Annotated in this window: 18 protein-coding genes; 10 read left to right on the plus strand and 8 right to left on the minus strand. The window is 64.6% G+C overall.

Annotated features, from left to right (window positions below; translation table 11 throughout):
* The first annotated feature begins 143 nt into the window (after positions 1-143).
* The 5 genes from AB0N59_RS02085 to AB0N59_RS02105 all read left to right on the plus strand — a co-directional run bounded on the left by AB0N59_RS02085 (position 144) and on the right by AB0N59_RS02105 (position 5937).
* Positions 144-509: an Lsr2 family protein gene (locus AB0N59_RS02085; RefSeq protein WP_363477996.1), complete on the plus strand. Its 366-nt coding sequence runs from the start codon at positions 144-146 to the stop codon at positions 507-509.
* 813 nt (positions 510-1322) lie between these two features.
* On the plus strand, positions 1323-2789 hold the full coding sequence (locus AB0N59_RS02090; RefSeq protein WP_363477999.1) for a DUF1524 domain-containing protein: 1467 nt from the start codon (positions 1323-1325) through the stop codon (positions 2787-2789).
* Positions 2790-2799: 10 nt separating this feature from the next.
* Positions 2800-3720: a hypothetical protein gene (locus tag AB0N59_RS02095; protein WP_363478002.1), complete on the plus strand. Its 921-nt coding sequence runs from the start codon at positions 2800-2802 to the stop codon at positions 3718-3720.
* Between the two features lie 367 nt (positions 3721-4087).
* Entirely contained in the window at positions 4088-4816 is a 729-nt protein-coding gene (locus AB0N59_RS02100) for a hypothetical protein (RefSeq protein WP_363478005.1), read from the plus strand.
* Between the two features lie 56 nt (positions 4817-4872).
* A complete protein-coding gene (locus tag AB0N59_RS02105) occupies positions 4873-5937 on the plus strand; it encodes an HNH endonuclease signature motif containing protein (RefSeq protein WP_363478008.1) in 1065 nt (354 codons plus the stop codon).
* 231 nt (positions 5938-6168) lie between these two features.
* Here AB0N59_RS02105 and AB0N59_RS02110 read toward each other — a convergent pair whose 3' ends face one another.
* Complete coding sequence (locus AB0N59_RS02110) at positions 6169-6516, minus strand: hypothetical protein (RefSeq protein ID WP_363478011.1); 348 nt, start codon at positions 6514-6516, stop codon at positions 6169-6171.
* 694 nt (positions 6517-7210) lie between these two features.
* Here AB0N59_RS02110 and AB0N59_RS02115 point away from each other — a divergent pair.
* Genes AB0N59_RS02115 through AB0N59_RS02125 form a run of 3 tightly spaced genes read left to right on the plus strand, consistent with a single transcriptional unit; the run spans position 7211 to position 9116 of the window.
* Positions 7211-7420 (plus strand): hypothetical protein, encoded by a 210-nt coding sequence (locus AB0N59_RS02115; RefSeq protein ID WP_363478014.1) that lies wholly within the window; start codon positions 7211-7213, stop codon positions 7418-7420.
* The gene (locus AB0N59_RS02120) at positions 7417-8028 is read left to right on the plus strand and encodes a GIY-YIG nuclease family protein (RefSeq protein ID WP_363478017.1); all 612 of its coding nucleotides are present in this window, start codon (positions 7417-7419) and stop codon (positions 8026-8028) included. Before AB0N59_RS02115 ends, AB0N59_RS02120 begins: the two co-directional genes overlap by 4 nt.
* A complete protein-coding gene (locus tag AB0N59_RS02125; RefSeq protein ID WP_363478020.1) occupies positions 8010-9116 on the plus strand; it encodes a hypothetical protein in 1107 nt (368 codons plus the stop codon). Before AB0N59_RS02120 ends, AB0N59_RS02125 begins: the two co-directional genes overlap by 19 nt.
* A gap of 9 nt (positions 9117-9125) precedes the next feature.
* Here the strand turns inward: AB0N59_RS02125 and AB0N59_RS02130 are convergent, their stop codons facing one another.
* A complete protein-coding gene (locus AB0N59_RS02130) occupies positions 9126-9878 on the minus strand; it encodes a GIY-YIG nuclease family protein (RefSeq protein WP_363478023.1) in 753 nt (250 codons plus the stop codon).
* 218 nt (positions 9879-10096) lie between these two features.
* Here AB0N59_RS02130 and AB0N59_RS02135 point away from each other — a divergent pair, with 218 nt between their 5' ends.
* Entirely contained in the window at positions 10097-10609 is a 513-nt protein-coding gene (locus AB0N59_RS02135; protein WP_363478026.1) for a hypothetical protein, read from the plus strand.
* A gap of 25 nt (positions 10610-10634) precedes the next feature.
* Here the strand turns inward: AB0N59_RS02135 and AB0N59_RS02140 are convergent, their stop codons facing one another.
* On the minus strand, positions 10635-11861 hold the full coding sequence (locus AB0N59_RS02140; RefSeq protein ID WP_363478029.1) for a hypothetical protein: 1227 nt from the start codon (positions 11859-11861) through the stop codon (positions 10635-10637).
* A 125-nt stretch (positions 11862-11986) separates the two neighbouring features.
* Between AB0N59_RS02140 and AB0N59_RS02145 the strand changes: the two genes are divergently transcribed.
* A complete protein-coding gene (locus AB0N59_RS02145; RefSeq protein WP_363478032.1) occupies positions 11987-13687 on the plus strand; it encodes a hypothetical protein in 1701 nt (566 codons plus the stop codon).
* A 30-nt stretch (positions 13688-13717) separates the two neighbouring features.
* On the opposite strand, the gene AB0N59_RS02150 is transcribed toward AB0N59_RS02145, so the two are convergent.
* The 5 genes from AB0N59_RS02150 to AB0N59_RS02170 form a co-directional block, all read right to left on the minus strand.
* Positions 13718-14323 carry a hypothetical protein gene (locus AB0N59_RS02150; protein WP_363478035.1) on the minus strand — a complete coding sequence of 202 codons (606 nt, stop codon included), beginning with the start codon at positions 14321-14323 and terminating at the stop codon, positions 13718-13720.
* A 27-nt stretch (positions 14324-14350) separates the two neighbouring features.
* Entirely contained in the window at positions 14351-14581 is a 231-nt protein-coding gene (locus tag AB0N59_RS02155) for a DUF2283 domain-containing protein (RefSeq protein ID WP_363478038.1), read from the minus strand.
* A gap of 849 nt (positions 14582-15430) precedes the next feature.
* Positions 15431-18403, minus strand: coding sequence for an HsdR family type I site-specific deoxyribonuclease (locus AB0N59_RS02160; protein WP_363478041.1), 2973 nt, complete (start codon positions 18401-18403; stop codon positions 15431-15433).
* Positions 18400-19605: a restriction endonuclease subunit S gene (locus tag AB0N59_RS02165; protein WP_363478044.1), complete on the minus strand. Its 1206-nt coding sequence runs from the start codon at positions 19603-19605 to the stop codon at positions 18400-18402. Before AB0N59_RS02165 ends, AB0N59_RS02160 begins: the two co-directional genes overlap by 4 nt.
* Positions 19598-21124 carry a class I SAM-dependent DNA methyltransferase gene (locus tag AB0N59_RS02170; RefSeq protein WP_363478047.1) on the minus strand — a complete coding sequence of 509 codons (1527 nt, stop codon included), beginning with the start codon at positions 21122-21124 and terminating at the stop codon, positions 19598-19600. Before AB0N59_RS02170 ends, AB0N59_RS02165 begins: the two co-directional genes overlap by 8 nt.
* Positions 21125-21246: the final 122 nt, after the last annotated feature.

Raw genomic sequence — 21246 nt, forward strand, 5'->3', positions numbered from 1 at the left:
AAGGGTCTGCATCTGCTCGAGAGGTGGACGTGCTCAGAGAACACCACAAGTCCACCTCAGCGCGAGCCTATCGGCGCGCCACGACAGCGGCAGGAGTCACCTTCATTCGGGCTCACGGGCCGAGCGCTGATACGTTCAGCCCTATGGCTCGCAAGATCATCCACCAGCTCGTCGACGACATCGACGGTGAAGTTCTCGACGACGGCGAAGGCGAGACGGTCACGTTCTCGATCGACGGCACGGCGTACGAGATCGACCTTTCGGAGAAGAACGCTGCAGGAATGCGCGAGGCACTGGAGCCGTGGATCTCGAAGGCGCGCCGTGTCTCGAGCTCTGCGGCAGCACGTGGCAGCAACGGCCGCGGTGGCCGTAGGAGCCAGAGCAGTGCAGGTGGTGCGAAGCGCGACCTCACCGTAGTGCGCACGTGGGCGCGCGAGAACGGCCACGAGGTCTCGGACCGCGGCCGCGTGCCCGGCACCGTCCTCGAGGCGTACGACGCTGCGCACTGAGCACGGGCGGCAACGGATGACGCATGCGCGGATATGTGCCGCCACTGCGTCGATGCCCATCCGGTCGTTCGCGCGTGCTCGCCCCTCGAAACGGACGGGACAAAATGTCCCGAAGGCGGCCGAAGTACCGTATTTGGATCCGAAAAACGGTACGCAGATATTCCCCGGTCAGCGTGTATATCTGGGGCCGTTCAGGCAGTCAGGTGTACCGGCGATGAAATCGGGATACGGTACGCCGCGGCGGCGGTGTTCCCTTGAGATCTCAAGGTTCTCAAGAGATGGAGGGAGGGATGTAACCGATGTACCGCGATATCTCGAAAACTCCACACATGCGCGCGCACGCACGCGCACACGCATGTAATCCTTCAGATCCGCCGGTACATTCGGTACATATCCCACTTAGGCCTGGCCAGCGCACATTTCTGAGCATCAGCGCCACGGTACGCAAACGGGTACACGTGAGGAGAGTCCAGCGTGCGCGGTCGCAAAATCGGCCTTTGACCGGGCGTTTAGAGATCAGTCATGGCGAGGCGCTGCGTACCAGCATCGCCGGTACATCTCGGCATCGATCGACATACCCAGCCGATCCACCTCGCGGACGCCGGCACTGTGCTGCAGTGGGTGGGCGTTGTGTCGGCTACATGCCAGGTGATGTCCTGGCTGCTCATAGGATGAGCACAGCACCACTCGACGAGCGGTGTAAGAGGACCCGGGTCAAGGGGTCAGTATTCGATCGTGCGCTCGGCGCACATGATCGCCGGCCTACTCGGGACGCTGCAGCGCACGAGGCTTCGCCGGCGGGACGGTGGAGAGATGACGAGCACTCCAGTGGCGGGCTGGTATCCAGACCCAGCGGACTCCTCGCAGATGCGCTGGTGGGACGGCGCCGCGTGGACTGCGCAGACGCAGTCGATCCCTCAGCCCGCTGCACCGTCCGGCCTGCAGACACTCCCACCGCCGGCCAGCGGCACGGCGTTCTCCGCTGGAGCTGGCGGAGAGTCCGGCAAGAAGGCCCGGAAGAAGCTTCCCCTGTGGGCGTGGGCCGTGATCGGCATCCTGACGCTAGCGGTGGGGATACTCCTCTCCCCCATCTTCACTGTGCTGTGGCTCGTAGTGCTGATCACGGGCATCGTCGCGCTGGCGAAAAACACTCCGACCTGGCTGCGGTTCCCGAGCCGGAAGACGGCGATGATCGTCACGGCGATCTCCGCCGTGTGCTTCCTGCTCACCGGCAGCGTCGCCAACGCCGTCATCGGCGGTAACGCTGACCGACCGACTGATGCTTCTCCGGCAACGACAGCTCTGGAGAGCCCTGCTCTGCCCTCTCCGACCGCCGAGCCCACCGAGACCGAGACACCGGCCGCCGAGGAGGAGGCAGAGCCTGTGCCGTTCGCGGGTGACTCGTCGACGGTCGCCGATACCTCAAGCACCGAGGGCATGACGGCGCTTCAGGTGCTGGAGACTCTGCCGGTGAAGGGCAGAGCGGCGAAGACTGGCTACGACCGCGACCTGTTCGGCCAACGCTGGCTGGACGTCGACCGCAACGGCTGCGACACCCGCAACGACATCCTCGCTCGCGACCTCACCGCTATTTCGCGGTCGGGTTCGTGCCGGGTGCTGACGGGCACGCTGAACGACCCCTTTACCGGTCAGGCGATCAGCTTCGTCCGCGGCCAGGGCACCAGCGAGCTCGTGCAGATCGACCACGTCGTTGCCCTCTCCGATGCGTGGCAGAAGGGCGCGCAGCAGCTCACCGCGGACCAGCGCGCAACCTTCGCGAACGACCCCCTGAACCTCCTCGCCGTCGACGGGTCTGCCAACGCGCAGAAGGGCGACGGCGATGCAGCCACCTGGCTGCCCAAGAACACGGGCTTCCGTTGTGAATACGTCGCCCGCCAAGTCGCGGTGAAAGCGACCTACGAGCTGTGGGTCACGCAGGCCGAGCACGATGCGATCGCTCGCGTGCTGAGCGCATGCTCCGACAAGCCGGTGCTCACCTCAAGCTTCGCGAAGGTCGTGCCCGTGAAGCAGGAGCCGGCTCCTTCACCCGCTCCTATGCCGGCGCCTGTGAAGGAAGAGCCCGCTCCCGCGCCCAAGCCCGCGGCTCCGGTGCCTGCAGCACCGGCCCCTGCTCCCGCTCCTGTGGAGAAGGCACCCGTGTCCGTCTACTACGAGAACTGCACAGCGGTGCGAGCCGCTGGAGCAGCACCCATTCGCACCGGAGACCCGGGATACTCCCGCAAGCTCGACCGCGACGGCGACGGGGTGGCGTGTGAGTAAGGCACGACTCATGGGGACGCATCGACGGGCGCTTGCCACCGCGCTGGCTGGACTTCTCGCGTTGACCCTGGCGGGTTGCGCGAGGTCTGGCGAACTCGTCGACACCTACCGGGACCAGGAATCGATCGCAACGCAGGGGGCTGATGGTTCAAGCCCCGAATCCCCGAAGGCACCGACGGCGGAGGAGCTCGCACGCGCCCACGAGGGCGAGGCTGAGTTCGTGGGGACCGTCACAGGCTACGAGGCGCCGGAGGGCGTATATAGCTTCTGCGTTGACGAGGAGAGTTGCGTGGCTGTGGACGGCGCAGGCGTCAGCCTCGCGCTCATCGATACGTGGGGCATCTCCTGCTACAGCGACGAAGGGGTCGACGAGCAGCTTGCGATTTCCGCGAAGGAAGAAGCGCTCCCAATAGGTACCCGCGTGAAAGTGATCCGGGATCGGGAACCGGGTGACAACGCCTACAACATGTCGGGCTTCATCCACCGCCTCGACGCGACCAATGCGCCAGTGAAGACGTCGATCAACGAGGCACTCGTAGCGACCGGTTACTGGGTGCCCGACTACTACTGGTCCAATTCTCAGCAAGTCGGGAATTTCCGACCTGGCACGAACTGGGTGACTGGCGCCGACGCCAGCAGGGGAGACACAATCTTCGCGTCATCGAAGCCTTCTTTGCTCACGCCGGTACAGGCGCCGTACGCGCAGCTGATCCTCGACGCTGCGAACGGTGCACGGATGAAACGAACGGGCGGCCAGGATGTGTGCGTCGCCCAGATCGAGCAGATGGTCGCAGAAGACAACGAGGGTCGCGCGCGTTACCAAGAAACGAGCGCCAGGTTGGAACTCGAGTACGAGAAATGGAAGCGAGATAACCCGGGCTGGGACCGATGCATCGACGGCGATGGCGACGGCGTTTGCCATGAGCGCTGACCAGAACCTTGTCCTGTGTACGAGCGAGAAACAGATCGATGGCTTCTGGCCGTTCAACTTCCAGTCGCTTTCCGGGCCGAACGGCGAGCAACTGATTGGCAGGAACACCCCGAGCATCCTTCGCCGATGTCGCCGCGCTTCCGTCATCTCTGCGTGCAGTCGGCGCGAAAGCCAGCTGAACAGGTCGCGTTGCTCACAGATAACCAACTACGAGAGCTAGTGCGCGCGGATCATGCTCGCTATCTTGGCTCAGATTCGATGTCAGACGCCAACCTAGAAATGGTGCTCGAGACCAATCTCTAAACGAGGTCGTCCCGCCAGTAGACGAGCTATTCCAATGCACTTTGTTTCTTACGATTCACGCAATATGAACCGGTTCCGGCTGGTTGAATCCGAGTTGGCGGGGACCTCGACAGACTCGTGGGGTATCGAGTTGGTCGTGCGCGCTCTCGCCGGCAGCCGCGTGCCGATAGTCCCGACCCCGGCAGGCACGGCGATCGACCACACGCAGTACCTTGCGTATTGGCATGGGCTGCACTTCCTCACAGTCGCGCGTCTCGGGTGGAGCGACCCCGGAAAGGGGCTGCGGGCGTGGTGTGACCTGGGAAGGCCTTCGATCGACCCTACTCTCGAGTTCATCAGTGCGACCTGGGGCCGCGACCAAACGCTCGATGCGTACATCGCTTGGGCCGCGATCCACTATCAGAACCTCGGAGGTGACGTTCCGTCCGGTCAATGGCTGGAGCGGTCACGACGGGTGCGCGAGGAACCCGCGTTGAGTCTTCTCCAAGGCGGAAGCAATCCCCCGCATCTGGGAGAAGTCGAGGACGAGACGGGCCCGATCAACGACCCGGGCTACGACTCGGTGTTGACGGTAACTGATCGCGAGCGGCGTCACGCGATCTACGTCACGGGCGAAGAAGGCTTCTACGAAGGACTCATTCGGCGCTGGGGTGAGCTTCCTGACGTCTCGCCGCGGAACTGGCGCGTTGGGGTGTTCAATCGTCGCCTAGGGTTCCTCGGTGAGTACCGCCGGTCACGCACTACCGGTCGCCTATACGTGGGTAAGCATTCCGTCCATATGCTCGGCAACTAATGCCCACTGCGACGGCGCTCTTTCGGCAACGACAGTGTTGCTCGTAGTCTGAGGGCATGACGTCTGCCTCTATCGGTACGCGCACGGCTTCCGCAGATGAGCCGCCGATCACACAGTACGACCCGGCCTCGCGGGATGCAGCGCTGCTTCGTTGGTCGCTCTATATGGCTAATGGTGGTCGTTGCTACCTGTGCAGCAAGACCACGCGATTCGTGTTCGTGCAGGTGGACCACCTCATCCCGAAGCATCTTAAGCCCACCGAGTTTGATGACATTTGGAACCGGCTTGCTGGAGACCTTCCAAATTTGGGCCCGCACCACATCTCGAATCTCCGAGCGATCTGCTCGGACTGTAATTCATCCCGTGTCAAGGGTGCTGCGCTGCTCGCGGACGGATATCTGTCGGCCCAGCTCGCGAAGTCTCCTGACCACTCGAAGCGTGCATTCGCCGAACAGGCGAAGATGCGACGCGACAGGGCGGTTGGCGAGTCCGCAGTGAAGGTCACGAGCGCATCAGGCGATGAGGACTTCCGCTTGCTGTGGGAGCAAGATCTCAATCAGGCCCTGATGGGCACGCTTCACATGGCGGCCGAGGCCGTCGATCCAGCCCACGGCGCGGAATACCGTGTCATGGCGGGTGATACTGCTGTGATCGTGCGCACGAGCATGTCTCCGGATGCCGCTCGGCTAATGGGTGCTGTACAGATGGTGAGTGGTGTTCCGCTCACTACCATCACCGAGCACTTGCTCCCCGCAGCGGTCGACGCTGTCGCTGAGCGACATCGCGAGTTTGCAGAATCAACCTTCCCGGACCTTCGAGGCGCAAACTCTGGCACCACGGACTGGTCCACAGCCACGTTCGTCGTGACCTGGGAATCCGCGACCATTGATTCCGAAACCTGCGTTTGCAGAGCCAGCGTTTCTATTGAGGGTGACGTGACGGCTCCGGTCTCGCTCCAATCGGACGACGGTAGCAAGCTAATCGACGCCGGAGGACCTGACTGCATAATCGGCGGTTATGCAGCATTCGAGGTCACCCTCGGAGTGGGTGATGGGGTGTACGACGTCATCCTTCAGGACGACGAGCTTGAACCATCACGGACGGACGTGCAATCGGTCTGAGACGGGGCTCCCCAGAGCACTCGCGAGCTCGCCGAAAGTCCCGCAGCCCGATACTTCAACGGAGCTTGTCCACATTCCCGGACACGCGACCTGGACCGAAGGGTCGGCAAGGGGCCGCCGAACCGAATGGAAGACTGCTACGGGTGAACTGATACCAGTCGGATCAGTCCGCCCCGTCGAACCTGTTCTGTGTCCCGGATCCGCATGCTCCATGCTGATGCCGGGAGCTTCTCACTGCTCCTTCAAGGCTCCCGCTCGTTCCAGATCGAGCGCTTCAGCGACCTCGTTGAGGTCGTCTTCGAACAACTCGGCGTAGACGTCGAGCGTCATGCTCGCCGAGGCGTGCCCGAGCATCCGCTGGACGGCCCTCACGTTCGCACCGGCAATGATCGCGAGCGATGTCGCATGTGCCGCAGGTCGTGAGGCGTCACGCGCGGCGTGACCGGCGATCGTCCATCGCCGGCATTGCGCCGTGTCCGCTGCTTCGCGGTCGGCGGCGCGCACGCGCTTGACTGCTTGGACGAACCAGCCGGAGACTGCATCGCCGGGCGACAAGTAACCACCGAGCTCGCAGGCCACAGCAGATCTTCGGCCGCGTGGACACTGCAGGCGTTGGCGAGGGCGCCCCTAGGAACACGGGGTAGGGCACTGTGCGTCTCCCATGGGGCTTGGGGGTACCGACCTCCGCGTGCCCGGTGACCTTGACTGCGCTCTCTTCGATCCGCAGGCGCCGCCGCTCCCGGTCGACGCATGACCTTGAGGTCGGTCGCGCGTCACGACATGAAGGACACCCCGGTCATCCCGTGTCTTGATCAAGTTTCCTGTTGCCGCATCAGAGAACGGGCTGCTGCCTGCTCGCAATGAACACCCCTGCCTGAAGCGCGTTCCAGCATGACCCCAAGGTAGTCCACGAGCCGCCGCCCACGTCTTGCGTCTCACACGCACAGACCGGAGCGTTTCGTCGAACCATCCGGCGAGCATACGGTTTGACACACTCGAACCTTGATGAGCGATCCGCGAGGATCGTCACAGCGAGGTTGCCGAAGCCGTACAGACGTCATCGGTGACATGGCGGCGCGTGACGCCCCCGGCGAAGCAGGCGGGACTTCAGCCTGAGATCTTCTAATACCTGTTGAAACACTACGGTCTCCCCGCGATGGCCAAAACATACGGGACACCGCGGGGCAAGTAGGGTCGATCGGGGCATGCGGGACGTCCATAACATCGCGGAGTCTCGCGGACAACGTGGGGGAATGCGGTCAACGAGGGCATCGTGCATGATGACCTCATGCGCACTCACAACATCATCACGCCGGCAGAACTCGGCCGCGAACTTGGTCACAACGACGGCGAACGCCCGGGCATCACGGTGCGCCGGTACCTGCGCGAGCGCTACCCAGACCACCCGAAGAGCCAGCGGTGGGAGCTGACTCAGGAGGAAGCAGACGACGTACGCGCACACTTTCGCGGGCAATCCTCGTGAGCGCCGTCGATCGGTCGCTGCATGACCTCGCCTCGGCCGCCGTCGACGCGCTCACCGGTGAGCGCTGGGCAATCACGGATGCAGCGCAGCACGTCCCCAAGCGACCCGGCCTGTACGCGATCTACGGCGACGCGCAGGCCTGGCGAGACCTCCAGCTCGAGTCGGCGCTGGATTCAGCGCTCTACGTGGGCAAAGCCGAGGAGAGCCTGATCTCTCGCGACCTGAACGGCCACTTCGCCACGAACCCCAACTCCACGCCGCGCACCGGCGGCTCCACCGTGCGACGGTCGTTCGCAGCGCTCCTGCGTGAGTCGCTTGATCTGCATGCGGTACCGCGCAACCTGGCGAAGCCGGAGCGCTTCGCCAACTACGGTCTGGCCGACGGCGGCGATGCGTGCCTCAACGAGTGGATGCACGCCCGGCTCACGCTCGCTGTCTGGCCGGCGCTGGCGGGGATGGCGGTGCCGCTGGGCGACGTCGAGACGGCGGTCATCGTGCGCTTCACGCCGCCGATCAACCTCGACAAGAACCCCGGCAAGCTCGCCCGGCTCTCTGCTGCTCGATCAGAGATGGCCGCCGAGGCTGCTACATGGCGACCCGAGAGCTGACCCACCTGATGGAGCTCGAGATCACGACCACCCCGCGCGAGACGCTCGTGTGGGCGCCGACGGCCCAGGACGCTGAGCAGTTGCGCCGCGAGCTGACGGATGCTGGCTTCATCGTGATGGACGCCGACCCGTGGGAGCTGAACGCCTTCGGTCGGATTCCCGAGGGCGAGCACAGCAAGTTCGACCCCGCGCGCATCTTCAACGTCGAGATCGGCGCCGAGGCCAACGCGTCGCTGCAAGCCCTCATCGACTCCGGTCACCGACTCGTCTGGCACCGCTGGCAGCCGCGGCCGCCGCGGAAGGTCTGGGGCGCCACGGTCTCTGTCCAGCGCAGCAGCGCCGGCAGCGCATCCACGTCCGAGTCCGCCGTGCACTTCGGCATCCCCGTGCGTGCGACCCGAGGTCTGAACCTGCGCATGACCCGCGAGACCTATGCCCGGATCAACAAGCGCTCATCGTTCTACGTGCGTCGTGAGGACTACCCTGATGGGCTCTGGGAGCAGCTGGACGACAACTACGACGACCCCGAGCACCGCTTCTACACCGACGCCTGGTGCGAAGAAGAACGCGAACGGGCTCTGGCGAACTTCGACCTCAACATGGCTCACTTCGCCTCTCTCGATCCCGCTGAGTTCGAGAACGCGCTGCAGCGCGCAGCGAAGAAGTACGGCATGGCCGAGATCACCGACCTCAGCAAGTGGGACGGTGTGCCCGGGCTGTACATCATGGTGCTCGACGAGTACCGCCAGGTCTATGTCGGCGGTGCCGCTGGCGCCGGCGGCATCATGAAGCGGGTGAAGCAGCACTGGACCAGGACTCAGCCGCTGGACCGGCTGATATGGCCGGACGTGGAGAGCTCGATCCTCGCGATCGACAGCTTCCGGGCCCTGGACACCACCCGCATCTTCGCCCTGAAGACCGCATCACCCTTCGAGCTAGAGGCCGAGCTCCTCGAGAGCATCCCCGCGAAGTTCCGCCTCAACCGCATCATGGGCGGTCGCGATGCGGTGAAGCTCGCCGCCATCGTCGGCGTCGACAAGGTGATCAAGCGCCGCAAGTTCCCCGCGCCGGACGACCAGCCCAGCTGATCGGGATCCTCAGTTCCAGTTCATCCCGTGCGCACGGCTGTCCAGCGCGTTCTTCCAGAACGACTCGCGAGCCAGGATCGTGTCCGCTCGGGTCTTGGGGTCGAAGATCTCCAGGATCGAGTACTGGAAGTTCTCCACGATGTGCCCGTCGCCGAGGTCCTGGCGGAGCTGCTCGAGTTCCCGGTTGCCGCCGGTATGGTTCTTCAGGTGCGCGTAGCTGGACCAGCGCTGCCACAGCCCGTTGGCCTCCCCGGATGCTGACCCGACGTACAGCCGCCCACTGCTGAGGTCGGCGATGACGTAGACGCCCTTGACGCTGGAGAGCGCGTCCTTCCAGCTGGGCTCGTCGCCGGCGATGATGCGCTGCAGCTCGTGATGCCTCAGCCGGACGTTCTGGTAGCCAGGGAAGGTGCCGAGCTTGACGTCTGGCGCGAGCTCGTAGACCTCCGGGGCGAGCCGGCTCTCCTGCAGCCCCACGTAGTGGCGGAGATACGGGGCCCGACCGATGTTCGTGTCGAGCTTGACGATCAGGCGCTTGACGTAGTCCTCGTGCAGCGGGCTCGGGATGAGCTCGTACCCCAGGTCGTCGAAACGATCGGGCTTGATCTCCCGCACCTCGAAGGCGCCGCCAAACATGAAGTACTGCGGACCGTAGGGGTAGTACTGCGCGAAGGCGAGCAGGAAGCGCGCGCCACCCATATTGTTGTTCGTCTGCTTCGTGCGCCACTGGTTCAGCCGGAGCCAGTGGTCGTGGTCGTCCATGAGGAAGTCCAAAGCCTCACCGCTGCCGTCGCCAGAGCGTATGTTGAACTTCACCTTCGTGAGCTCCGGCTCCGGGACCGGCAAGAAGTCGGTGAAGGCGATCAAGAGCTGCTCCCATCAGTGCTGGCGACGAGCGATCGGACGCTCCCACGTCTCACTCTACGAACGCCGTCCACGCGCGGCGCGCTCATGTCTCCGGTCGGTGGGAGGATCGCCACATGAACACCCTCCCCACCGATGAGCGTCGTGCCCGTGCCGCGATCGCTGCGTTCGATCTCATCGAGACGGAAGTCCGACCCCACCTGGCCGCCGGTGGCACCCTCTGGACCAAGGGATCAGGAGGGTACCCGCGCCGCCTTCGGCAGATGCTTGGTGTGCTCGACAAGGGCCATGCGGTGACGTTCGCGACTCGGGACGCGATGCAGTTGGCACCGGCCGAACGGGTCGTCGAGCACGTGATCCCGTTCAAGCGGATCATCGTCGAAATCGTCGACCCGAGCCAAGCGGACCCGCGTTCGAACACGCACCAGGAGCCGATCGCCGGCGGCCCGGCCACGTCGCCGGAGCACCTCCTGTCGCTCTTTAACCGACTCCTCGTGAAGTGCTGGGTCACGAAGGACGAGCACCACCGGCTGAACCGCGCCGGCCGGAGTCTCCAGTGGGATGCGCCCGACGGCGACGGCTGGGCGCGGTATCGCCTGGCTGACGTGGTCGCATACCCGCTCGCCTAGCCACCGGGCAACCGCAGGCACGGCCCTAGTTCTTCTCGCGGCTGTACTCGACGTCGATTCCGAGGCCCCGCACGATCACGTGACCGTTGAAGATCTCGTGTCCGATGACGCGACCTTCCTGCACGGCTGACTTGTCAGGGAAGTCGGCGAAGCGGTCGTTGCTGATGACGTACGCCGTCCGGGCCTGCGCTGTGTCGAGGATTAGCTCGTCCGCCGCCTCCTTCGATCCCATGACGTGGATATCGAGACCGCTCAGCTGTTCGTAGATCGTCGCGTCGCCGCGATGGCCGAGCTTTCGGCGAATCGATGTGTCGAAGATCACCTGGACCGGGTAATTGGGCGTCAACTGTGCGCAGAGTGCCCGGAGTGCGAAAAGACCGATGAAATCGACACCCTCGTAAACCAGATTGCTCCCGTCGATGACGAGAGAATCGACGTCGAGAGACGAGCGACGAGCAATGTCTCGGAGGCGGCGTTCGAGCTTCGTCCTCTCGCTTCTCCGAGCGGGTAACTCCTTGCGGATCTTGTCCGCGACCTTCCCCGGCTTGCCATCGCCGAAGCGGCTCTCGCACTCGTGGTGGATCTCCCATCTCTCCTTGCTGTCGCTCGCGCGGGCGAGACGATCCTGGTACCTGTTCACCGTCTCCATGTCGGACTCGAGCTCGCTCACTCGGCGGTGCGCCTTCTTGTACTCCCTCAGAACTGGTTCCAACGCAGCATCGACGGCTTCCACTCGAGGTCGCAACCGTTCGATCTCAGCGCTGAGCCCGTCGATCGCTGCCTGCAACTCGGCCATCGTCGCCTCGACTGCGCTGGAATCGAACATGGAGTGACGCTCGATCGAACTGCCGGCATCATCAGCACTCTGCCGCAGGGCCTCCCGCTCCTCGGCGAGGGTGGCCTTCTGCGTCTTGAGTTTCAGGAACTCCGCACTTCCGCCGGCCACCTCGGCCTTCGCTTTGCTCCGCGCCTCCGAGAACCAGTGGAGTGGGTTCTTGCCCATCGCCGAGATCGGGAGGGCCAACTTCACTCGGGCCTCCTGCGTATCCATGGCCGCTCGGACCTCCGCAATCTGCCGATCGAGCTCAGCGATCGCCCCCGGTGCTCCCTTGACTGTCGCGATCGCGGTGTCGGCATCGAAATGTTCGTGCCACGCCAGCTCCTCGGACAGCTCTGACACCGAGGCCCGGAGCGCAGCAAGCTCAGTCTCCTGCTCGTCCAGTCGCGTGCTGAGTGGGTTGAACTGCTCCACAGGTGCCGGTCCTTTCGTAGTTGCGACCACCTCTGAGCCTATGGCGCTCGAGGGGGCGCTTGCCCGTCCTCTCGACCGGCTTCGCTGATGTCTCGATGTCGACCCCTCACGTCAGAATAAGGACCATGCGACACGTAAACACCAGCGACGGCGTGCAGTTCCTTGCCGCCGAGATCCTCGACGCAAGGACGAAGCCTCTGGTGCTGATCAGCTCCGACAACGAGGGGCAGTTCCTCTTCGACCCGGAGCGGATCGAACGTGAGCTGGGGTCGGATGCCGACGTCGTTACGATCGCGCACGGCGCCGTGACGTATGCCCTCGCCGATGCTCTGCCTGACAAGGCCAACGTGCACTCAGGTGCGGCTCGCTCCTTCCCTGTGGACTTCGGCTCTGATCCCGACTGGCGCCGCTCCATCCTTCGGTTCCCCGATAGGCACACGGAGGAAGAGCTGATCGAGGATGCCCTCGCGCAGGTGCCGTTCGTGCCGCTTCCCGCACCGACCGTGCGGCGTGAGTGGGTACGAGCGACTGTCGAACGGGTGTCCGGCGGCACCGGCAACGTCGCGAAGCTCGACAACGGCGCCCTGGTCCGCGTGGTCGGCGGTCACCTTCCGCCCTCTGTCGCGTTGTCCGATGCGCTGAGCGTCGGAGATCCCGTCGAGGGGTGGCTGATCGACCGCGATCTCGCCCCGGAGAGCGAGAACATCGACTTCTCGCGCTTCGAGGATGGGTCGATCACACTCGCCCGTGTGGCGAAAGTCACCCCTGCACGCGCGAAGCTCGTTCTGCACCCTGCCCTCCCGGACGGGTACGACCTGCGCAAGCGTGACGTGATCCCCGGCGTCGACGACGGCGAGAACACCGGGATGAACGTCTCCGACGTCGTCCGGGTGGGGCAGACGGTTCGTGCGCGTGTCACGCGCACCGGGGAGACGCTGGCTCTCTCTCTGGTTGATGTGAGCGAAGACGCACCGCTGGTGCCACCGCTCTCGCTCCTGAAGGGCGGGGCGCCATGGTTGCAGGAGGGCATCGACGCCGAGGACGATGCGCCGGCGCGGACGGCTCCTGCGGCAGCCATACGCACACCCGCACCCGCGACGGAGCCTCACTCCCCGGTCGCTCCTGCTTCGCCACCGCCGACAGCAAGCACCAACCCGGAAGCTCTCATCCAGATCCGCGACGAGCTCGAAGCGCTCCGCGAGGCGTTCTCGCGTCTGAGCAGAGAGATGCGCTCGGGAACTGATCTCGGCGCTATGGACAGGCTGCGGGACGAATCCCTAGGCCTTGCAGCCGAGCTGCAGCGTGAACGTAGCTTGCGGCGTGAACGTGACACGACCATCGCTGGGCTCCGTGTGGAGCTTCGTGAGGCGCGCGCACAGCGCGGCACCGTGAGACAGGACCCGCACACGGACCGCGCAGCGTGGCCCGACGACGAGGCCTGGTTGCGGTTCGAGGTGCTCACCACCTGGGCATCACGGACCATCGCCACTGAGAAGAAGCATCACCCTCTGGGTGACTACTCAGTCGGAGCAGGTCTGGTTCCCTCTCTCCTAGCGCTCGATGACGGGCAACTCGATAAGGCGCTGCGCACGATCGTGGATGTCGTGACCGGACGAGCGGCGCAGATCACCGCCCGGCAGCTCCACCGCCTCCGTGAAGGGCAGGGCGGCAGCGATCCCTACGTCGTGCGCGAGGACGGCGCGGTGTGCTGGCGAGCGTCCATCGAAGTGAACGTGGCATCGGCTCGGCGACTTCACTACTGGCAGACTCCGGGCGGACGGATCGACCTGTCCCGAGTCGTTCTGCACGACGACTTCCGGCCGTGAGCTGAGTGATGCTCAGCCAGAGTGGCTGAGTTAGTCGTCGCTGCGGTCACTCCGGTCATCCGTGGCCGAGCCGAGTTCCTCACCGAGGGTTTCTGCGGCCCTCATCTTTCGACGGTTCTTGGTCTCGGCACGAGCTGCCGAGACCGTGTTCCACTTCTGCTTGATAGCGGGCCCGTACTTCGTCACGACGTACACGCCGCCGAAGATCGCGATTGCTCCCGCTGCCATAATTGCCACCCGTCCCCAGTCGATCTCGGCCGGTGCATTGGCGGCGGCCTGTTTGGCCTGGAAATCCTGGAACGCGAGCTCCGCTTCTTCCTTGTCGGCTGCCCGTTCGAGTTTCTTCTGCAGGCGATAACCGATGTCAGCCGCGCGTGCCCGCTCTACGATCTCCGGGGTGATCTCATCGGCGATCTTCGGATCGAAGTACAGCGGTTCCCAGTCGCGGTGGGCGTAGCCGCCGTACCCGTTGTCGTGGTAGACGGTGGTGCTGATGTCAGCGCCCTTCGCCGTGGGACGCCAATCTCCTGGCCCACCTTCGAGCACGCCGATGGCTTCAAGCGCCCGGTTCGTGACTCGGCCGTTCATGCCGAAGCGCTCACCGATGTCGGTCGCTGAGAGTCCTGGTTTCTCCATGGAGCGAAGCCTATTTGAGGGAGACCGCTATTGCGTGTCTGCCTGCAGATCGATGCGCTCGGCGCCGGCGACGAGCTCCCGATGGAGGAGCTTCATCGCGCCGAGTACCTCTACGCCCAGCAGCATGCCTGCCTGGTCGAAGTCGAGCACGACCGTCCCGCCGGCGGTCTCGACGACCTCGTCACGCGCGGAGCGCCCGGACTCGATCGCAGGGACCAGCGTGATGTAGGCGGCATCCGCCTCGGCGTCGAAAGTCATTCGCATCCTCGGATGCCTACGCGGCGACACAGACATCTCGTCGCTGTTCGCGGCGTCGACCTACGTCCTCATCTCTTCGTGCCGATAGTCACAGGGGCTCCGTGAGCAGAGCCGCTCACCCATGGCCCCACACCCGTCTCACCGCCCCGGTGAGCTGCATACCCCTGCGCCCGGAAGACGAGAGGAAACGCATGACCGATCCCCCCAACAACGTGGTCATGGGGCGGCTCTTTTGCGGACTTCCAATCTGATGCGCTTCACGATTGAAACGGAGAACCCTCCAGCTGCTGCTAGAGGTTCTCGATCTACGGGCGCCCATCCAAGCTCGCCACTCAAAGGTGGTGATGTCGATCAGGAGGTCTCTGCGAGCTTCCTGATCCACTTAGGCGTGTCCACTCTGCGAGCTCGATCGGCGCTGACGCGGATCCGTGCGGCGATCTCTCGCTCTCGCTCGCTGGGTGCCAGCCGGCCAGTGCTGCGCGGTGCTTCTGCGTCTTCATACTGACCTCCAGTCCCCGTCATCCGCCGCGGCTTCGAAGTCATGATCTGGGTTGGCGGCGAGCTGCTGGAGCCACAGCTGTTCGATGGACACGGCAGCTCTTATCTCAGCTGTTCCTGCAATGGAGCAAGCTGTGGAGCGAGCTTCGCGCAGCAGATCGGTAACGCAGCTCTGCTGATCGCAATTGAAGAGGCCGCGAGCTACGCCATGCGAGACCAATCGGGTAACGCAAGTAACGAGTAACACCGCTACTTGCGTTACCGCACGTCACCGTGCGCCGTCAGGGCAAATGCCGAACTGCCGAAATCGGCTCCAGACGGATTGCATCGCAATACTTGCGGGTCGCGGAATCAGTAGTGCTTGAGGATGTACTTCCAGGCCGACTCCATCGGCTCGCCCGTGCGCGGCAGCGCGTACTTCTTGAACAGGGCGTTCAGCTCGCGCTTGACGGCCTTCTTCGAGCCTTCCTGCGAGGCCCACTGCGGGTGCACCGCGTGGCTGACCAGCTGGTCGACCTCCTTGGCGATCTGGCTGACCATCACGGTCATCCCGGCCGGCTTGTGCTCCTCAAAGATGCGGGTGAGCATGCCCACGTTCGGGTCCGGCAGGTCGGCGAGCACGCCCTCATCGTCGGCGTCCTCGACGGTCTTGAGGTCGGTGGCGACGTTGAACAGCTTCACGAGCCATGCAACTGAGTCGTCCGCGTCGGAGATCACTCTCTGGCGTAGCTGGTCCAGTCGCTCGGCGATCGAGCTGTAGGCGCCGATGTTCGCGCCGCCGCCTTCGAGCTTCTTGCGGATCCGCGCGGTGAGGGAGTCGACGATCTCCTGGGCGGACTTGCCCTCGTACTCGGTCGGCACGGACGGCAGCTGACCGGAGTCAGTCATCTTCTTGATGGTCTCGGCATCGGCGATGACCACGGCGATGTTGTGGTCATCGACCTGGACGTTGCGCATGTGCGCGTGCACGAGCTCGCGTGTCTTCGGGCCCAGCCGCTCCCAGAGGATGTCGTCCTCGTCACCCTCGCTCGGGATCGCGGCGTACACCTGTGCGTACCAGCGGTAGTCGCTCTCCCAGTCCGAGAGCTGCTCGTCGGGGGCGATGGTCTCCCACAGACCCTGGGCGTACAGGTACTCGGCGCGGTACTCGGCGCGGTCTTCGCTCTCCTGCGGGAGGCGCTCGAGAGCTCGCTGCAGCGAGTCCATCGACCCGTCGCGGGTGATGCCCACGAAGCGTCGCCGCATCTCCTTCAGCGCCGCATCCAGGCTCTGCAGCAGCGCGTCCGTCTCGATCTGCCGCTGCGCGTGCTCCGGATCGGTGGGTGCGATCGCGCGCGCGAACGCTCCGCCGAGTCCGACGTAGTCGACGATCGTGCCGTAGCGCTTAATGAACCCCGTCCCGGGGTGCCGCCAGGGCCTGTTCGTGCGGGTGATGGTCTGGAACAGCGTGTGCAGCTTCATCGGCTTGTCCAGGTACAGCACACCCTCGATGGGCGCGTTGAAGCCGGTGCCGAGCTTGGCGGTCACGACCAGGAACTTCAGGTCGTCGTCGACGTCCCGGAACCGATCCAGGAGCGCGTCCTCCTCGCCCTCGGAGAGCTTGTACGACTCGAACTCGGTCTTGCCAGTGGCGGAGATCACGACCGCCACCTGGGCGGCTCTGCCGGCTGTCTGCAGTTGCTCCCGAAGCGCTTGCTCGTACAGGATGCATAACTCCTGGTCGGCGACGACGACCTGCGCCTTCATCCCGTGCGGATCGATCGAGGCGTAGAAGTGCGCGACGATGTCGGCTGCCACCCGGCGGATGCGCTCCGGGTTGTGGAAGATCGCTCGGGCGTTGGCGACCCGGCGCGCGAAGGACTCCTTCTGCGTGTCGCTGAGCTCCTCCTCATCCGCCAGGGCGTCGAACGCGGCGTCCAGTTCCTCCTTGGCGACGTCGAACCGGACGGGCCTGGGGATCACCCTCATCGGTACGGTCGTGCCGTCGGCGATCGAGCGGTCCGAGTCGTACGTGTCCAGCGCCCACCCCGGGTCTCGCTCGTCACCGAACAGCTGGTAGGTGTTCCGGTCCAGGTCCGCGATCGGGGTGCCGGTAAAGCCGAACCGATGCGCGTTCGGCAGCGCAGCCCGCATGTCCGAGCCCAGCGACCCCTCCTGCGTGCGGTGGGCCTCGTCGACGAGCAGGATCACGTTCTCCCGCGCGGTGAGGACGCCGGCCCCCTTGAACTTGTGGACGGTCGTGGCGATGATGCCCCGCGCTCCATCTCGGAGAGCCTGCTGCAGCGCCGCGGTGCTCTGAGCCTTCACCGGCTCAGGCACGCCCGCGGAGGCAAACTGCGCGAAGGTCTGGGTGACCAGCTGCGTCCTGTCTGCCACGGCGACGATGGTCGGGTTGTGCATCCGCGGGTCGAAGTAGAGCCTGGTCGCCACCCACGACATCGTGAGCGTCTTCCCCGATCCCTGCGTGTGATAGATCAGGCCCCGAGAGCCTGACTCGCCGGTCGCGCGGGCGACGATCTTCTCGACGGACTCGTACTGGAAGTAGCGCGGCAACAGCTTGATCGTCTGGCCCGAGCCGCCGTCCTGACGGTCGTACATCGCATAGTGCTCGATGAGGTTGAGGACCACCTGCGGGCTGAGAAGCCTCGCCACGCTCATCACTACGCGGTCCCAGCCTTCGATGGTCGCTGGCACGGAGCTGGATCCCCAGCGCTGCCAGTGATCGAGCGGTGTGCGGACACCTGCGTACCGGAAGTCCTTGCCCTCAGTGGCGAAGGAGAGCACGTTGGGGACGAAGAACTCCGGCTGGTGCTCCTCGTAGGAGGTGTAGATGTCCTTCGCGCCGTCCTTCCAGCTCTTCACCACCGACACGGGTGTCTTGGTCTCACCGACCACCACGGGGATGCCGTTGATCCACAGCACCAGGTCGAACCGGGCGCCACGATAGGTCACCTCATCCGAGACCAGCAGCGTGTTCTTCTCCGGGTGCTCGAAGTCCAGCAGCTGGAACGGCTCGTCATGGTTGGTGTCCGGCATGAGCACGGTCCCGCCGCCGCGCAGCAGGTGCGTGAACTCCTCGTTCATGACCATGAGCCCCTCGGACTCGGCCGACAGCGCCGCCTGGCGCACCTTCGCGAGCACGGCGTCCGTCCTGCCAGCGAGCTCCGGGTTCAGCCGCTCGATCGCGTCCCGCAGGTCGCTCTCGATGAAAACCTGCTGCGTCGTGCGAGGGAGGTTCTTGCCCTCCACGTGCGTCCAGCCCGCATCCACTAGCAGATCGATGAGCGCGGCCTGCACTGTGCCCTTCTCGGTGAACCCGGTCATGCTGCAGCCTCCTCGTCGAGGTTCAGGAACTGGTCGTAGCTCGCGGGGATCTCGTGCTCACCGGAGAGCAGGACGGTGAGCAAGTTGCTACGGAGGGTGCGGAGTGCCCCGGCGTTGGCCAGGGCGGTTCGCTCTGCTGAGCGGCTGGCGCCTAGCAGTGCGTCCACCTCATGCAGATCAACGCCGTCCGCAGGCCAAGGGATCTCCAGCTCTCGAATCAGCCCCATGTTCAACGAGGGCACAGCCCCAGATCGAACGAGCCCGCCGAGCCGAACGCTCTCGAACGCAGCGAGCGTCACTTCCTCAATGCCTTGCTCGAGCGGGGTCACGGCGATGTGATTCTCGTCCAGAGCAGCGTCGCTCAGCAGGAGCCGCTTCTTCTCCGTGGCGACTGCCGCCCCAACGCGCGGGAAGGTGACTGATCCTTCCGGAGTGATTTTGCCCCCGTTGCTTTCGAGTACTGCATGCGAAACTCGAGTGTCAGCCTCGGAGTAGCCGAAGAGGTTTTGAGGCGACGTCATGTCAGCGATCTTGAACCAGGAGATGTCGCCGGACACTGTGCCTTGAATCGTCTTGGGGAGGCTCTTTCCCTGAGTCACAGCGCCGACGCGGTCGACGCGAACAGTCTTTGATGCGAGGCCGTGCCATAGTGCGCGACGCGCCTCAGCTGTGATCTCCGCCTCGCCGTCCGCCGCCTCAATCGCATCGTCGACCGCCGCGATCAGGTCCACGATCCGGCGCTGCTCGATGAGCGGAGGCAGCGAGATCGGGATCGACTCGAACGCGCCCTTGCTCAGCGTCTTGCGCCTCAGAACCGTACCTACACAGCGGGATGACATGTCCTCGTGGAACGCCGGCGAGGTCGTGAGCAGTGCCATGTAGCCGGGCAGCAGCGTGGACCGGTCGAGTGAGTACACAGGGAACGTCTGAGGAGTGACAAAGGCGCCCTCGAACTCCGAGGTGACTACCGTGCTGGGCGCCTCGAATGCCGTGATCGTCCGGTAAACCAGATCATCAGCGTGCAGCTCCATGAGCTTGTCAAACTTCATCGAGTCCCCGCGCATGGGATCGCGATCGACGAGGCCCCAACCACTCCGCTGGACACCGACTACCCGATAGAGCTGGTCGGCGAAGACAGGCGTGAAGTCGGTTCGGCGGAAAGCCACATCCCCCAGCCGAACCTCCCTCCACTCCTCACGCATCGAAACCCGCCTCCCTCAGCCGCAGGTCCAGCGCCTCGCGCGCAGCGTCCATCGCCGCCTGAGCATCGCGCAGCGCCGCAAGCGCCGCGTCCACGTCCGCCTCAGCACGGGTCTCGGTCTGGATGTAGCGGCCGATGTTGAGGTCGTAGTCGAACTCACGGATCTTCTCGCGGTGTACGAGCTGCAGCGCGAGGCCGCCGTCGCCGTCGATGTCCTCGCCGCGCTTGTAGGCCGCGTCGATCGCGTTGACGTCGTCGTCGCTGAGGGTGTTCTGGTTCTTGCCAGGGCTGTACTTCGTCCGTGCGTCGATGAACAGCACGTGCTTCTCCCGCTCGACGCTCTTCTGCGCCCGGAAGATCAGCAGGCAGACCGGGATCGTGGTCGAGTAGAACAAGTTGTTCGGCAGTCCGATGACCGCCTCGAGCTTGTCCTGCTCAATCACCCACTGACGCATCTCGGCCTCTCGGCCGCCGCGGAAGAGCACGCCGTGCGGCATGACGACGCCCACGCGGCCGGTGTCCTCCTTCATGGTGGAGATCATGTGCTGGATCCACGCCCAGTCGCCGTTCTTCGCCGGCGGGACGATGCCGCCCAGGGCTCGCTTGTAACGGTCCTTTGCCCACGTGGATGCCGGCCAGTTGTCGAGTGAGAACGGCGGGTTGGCGATCACGACGTCGAACTTCCGCAGGCGCCCGGCGTCGTCCAGGAGCTTGGGCTCACGGAACGTGTCGCCGCGCTTGATCTCGAAGTCCTCCACACCGTGCAGGTAGAGGTTCATCCGCGCGATGCCAGCGGTGGTGAGGTTCTGCTCCTGTCCGTAAAGGAACAGCGACCTGGGGTTGCCACCTGCGAGCTTCACGGCTTCAGTGGTCTCGACGAGCATGCCCGCGGAGCCACACGCAGGGTCACAGACGGAGTCGCCGGCCTGGGGATCGAGGATCTTCACCAGCAGGTGCACGACGTGCCGCGGGGTGAAGAACTCGCCGGCCTTCTTGCCGGATGCCTCAGCGAACTCCCGCAGCAGATACTCGTACGCCGAGCCCAGCATGTCGCCGGAGATGTGGTTGGGGTCGAGCGTCAGCTTGTCGAAGACCTGCATGAGCGCACGGAGCGCGGACTGCGGGATGCGCTCCTGGTTGGACCAGTTCACGTCCCCGAAGACCCCGGCGAGCTTGCCCGGATTCGCCTCCTGGATGGCGACGAGGGCCTTGTTCAGCGCCTTGCCGCTGTTCTTCGTGACCTCGAACGTGTCGTCCCAGTGCGCGCCGTCGGGGATGACGAAGGTCTGGTAGTCCTCATCCTCGAACTCCTGCGACCACTCGTCGCCCAGGTCGTCGAGCGCCTGCTCGTGGTGGAAGTCGTAGACGTCGCTGATCCACTTGTAGAAGAGCACCGGGAACACGTACGCCTTGAAGTCGCCCGGGTCCACCGGACCTCGCAGTGCGTTCGCAGCACCCCATAGCGTTTGTTCGAGCTCACGTTGGGTGAGGTGATCGGGGTTCGCGGGCGCAAGTGTCATTTAGGTCTCCAAGCCATCAGCGCCGCGGGCATCGACACCGTCAGCGCGCGCACGTCCTACCGTATCGGCGGGTGCGACACCACGTGACGATGCTTAGTAGGAAGCTGCGCCTTCCGTGCCTC

The organism is Microbacterium sp. NPDC089321 (assembly GCF_040684935.1).
GTDB lineage: Bacteria > Actinomycetota > Actinomycetes > Actinomycetales > Microbacteriaceae > Microbacterium.

Excerpts from the sequence above, each read along its gene's own strand:
- AB0N59_RS02165 (WP_363478044.1), bottom strand. The coding sequence starts at position 19,605 with ATGCGTGAGGAGTGGAGGGAGGTTCGGCTGGGGGATGTGGCTTTCCGC.
- AB0N59_RS02160 (WP_363478041.1), bottom strand. The coding sequence starts at position 18,403 with ATGACCGGGTTCACCGAGAAGGGCACAGTGCAGGCCGCGCTCATCGAT.
- AB0N59_RS02095 (WP_363478002.1), top strand. The coding sequence starts at position 2,800 with ATGGGGACGCATCGACGGGCGCTTGCCACCGCGCTGGCTGGACTTCTC.
- AB0N59_RS02155 (WP_363478038.1), bottom strand. The coding sequence starts at position 14,581 with ATGACTTTCGACGCCGAGGCGGATGCCGCCTACATCACGCTGGTCCCT.
- AB0N59_RS02105 (WP_363478008.1), top strand. The coding sequence starts at position 4,873 with ATGACGTCTGCCTCTATCGGTACGCGCACGGCTTCCGCAGATGAGCCG.
- AB0N59_RS02145 (WP_363478032.1), top strand. The coding sequence starts at position 11,987 with ATGCGACACGTAAACACCAGCGACGGCGTGCAGTTCCTTGCCGCCGAG.
- AB0N59_RS02130 (WP_363478023.1), bottom strand. The coding sequence starts at position 9,878 with ATGGACGACCACGACCACTGGCTCCGGCTGAACCAGTGGCGCACGAAG.
- AB0N59_RS02090 (WP_363477999.1), top strand. The coding sequence starts at position 1,323 with ATGACGAGCACTCCAGTGGCGGGCTGGTATCCAGACCCAGCGGACTCC.
- AB0N59_RS02100 (WP_363478005.1), top strand. The coding sequence starts at position 4,088 with ATGAACCGGTTCCGGCTGGTTGAATCCGAGTTGGCGGGGACCTCGACA.
- AB0N59_RS02135 (WP_363478026.1), top strand. The coding sequence starts at position 10,097 with ATGAACACCCTCCCCACCGATGAGCGTCGTGCCCGTGCCGCGATCGCT.
- AB0N59_RS02150 (WP_363478035.1), bottom strand. The coding sequence starts at position 14,323 with ATGGAGAAACCAGGACTCTCAGCGACCGACATCGGTGAGCGCTTCGGC.
- AB0N59_RS02085 (WP_363477996.1), top strand. The coding sequence starts at position 144 with ATGGCTCGCAAGATCATCCACCAGCTCGTCGACGACATCGACGGTGAA.
- AB0N59_RS02125 (WP_363478020.1), top strand. The coding sequence starts at position 8,010 with ATGGCGACCCGAGAGCTGACCCACCTGATGGAGCTCGAGATCACGACC.
- AB0N59_RS02170 (WP_363478047.1), bottom strand. The coding sequence starts at position 21,124 with ATGACACTTGCGCCCGCGAACCCCGATCACCTCACCCAACGTGAGCTC.